Below are 1,349 nucleotides of genomic sequence, written 5' to 3' on the forward strand. Positions count from 1 at the left end.
AGGGAGTCCGCCCCCGTGGCCATCTCCGTCTTCGACCTCTTCTCCATCGGCATCGGCCCCTCCAGCTCCCACACCGTCGGCCCCATGCGCGCGGCCCGGATGTTCGTCGGACGCCTCAAGAAGGACGGTCTGCTCGCCCAGACCACCGCGGTGCGCGCCGAACTCTTCGGCTCCCTGGGTGCCACCGGCCACGGCCACGGCACCCCCAAGGCCGTCCTGCTGGGCCTGGAGGGCCACTCACCCCGCACCGTCGACGTCGAAACCGCCGACGACGAGGTCGAGCGCATCCGCACCACCAAGCGCCTGCGCCTGCTGGGCGCGGAGATAGGCGCCGCGCACGAGATCGACTTCGACGAATCCGCCGAGCTGATCCTGCACCGCCGCCGGGCCCTGCCCTACCACGCCAACGGCATGACCCTCTTCGCCTACGACAGCGCCGGCGCGCCGCTGCTGGAGAAGACCTACTACTCGGTGGGCGGCGGCTTCGTCGTCGACGAGGACGCGGTGGCCGGGCAGAACCCGATCGTGCCCGACGACACCGTGCTGACCCACCCCTTCCGCACCGGCGACGAACTGCTGCGCCTGGCCCAGAGCACAGGCCTGTCCATCTCCGCCCTCATGCTGGAAAACGAAAAGGCCTGGCGCACCGAGGACGAAATCCGCGCCGGTCTGCTGGAGATCTGGCAGGTCATGCAGGCCTGCGTCAGCCGCGGCATGGCACGGGAGGGGATCCTGCCCGGCGGTCTGAAGGTCCGCCGCCGGGCCGCCAACGCCGCCCGTGCACTGCGCTCCGAAGGCGACGCGCCCGCCCGCGCGATGGAGTGGACCACCCTCTACGCGATGGCCGTCAACGAGGAGAACGCCGCAGGCGGGCGGGTGGTGACCGCCCCGACCAACGGTGCGGCCGGCATCATCCCCGCCGTCCTGCACTACTACGTCAACTTCGTGCCCGGCGCCGACGAGGACGGAGTGGTCCGCTTCCTCCTCGCAGCCGGCGCCATCGGCATGCTGTTCAAGGAGAACGCCTCCATCTCCGGCGCCGAGGTCGGCTGCCAGGGCGAGGTCGGCTCGGCCTGCTCCATGGCCGCCGGCGGCCTGGCCGAGGTCCTGGGCGGCTCCCCCGAACAGGTCGAGAACGCCGCCGAGATCGGCATGGAACACAACCTCGGCCTGACCTGCGACCCCGTCGGCGGCCTGGTGCAGATCCCGTGCATCGAACGCAACGGCATGGCCGCCGTCAAGGCCGTCACCGCCGCCCGCATGGCCCTGCGCGGCGACGGCCGCCACCACGTCTCCCTCGACAAGGTCATCAAGACCATGAAGGACACCGGCGCCGACATGAGCGTCAA

1 protein-coding gene is annotated in these 1,349 nt (G+C 70.9%); it reads left to right on the forward strand.

Translation table 11 applies throughout. The annotated features are described in order from the left end of the window. Window positions 1-15 precede the first annotated feature (15 nt). Window positions 16-1,349 (forward strand): L-serine ammonia-lyase (locus tag ACZ55A_RS37090; RefSeq protein ID WP_468849506.1); only part of this gene is annotated, 1,334 nt, incomplete at its 3' end.

Source organism: Streptomyces sp. NPDC034111, assembly GCF_055575375.1.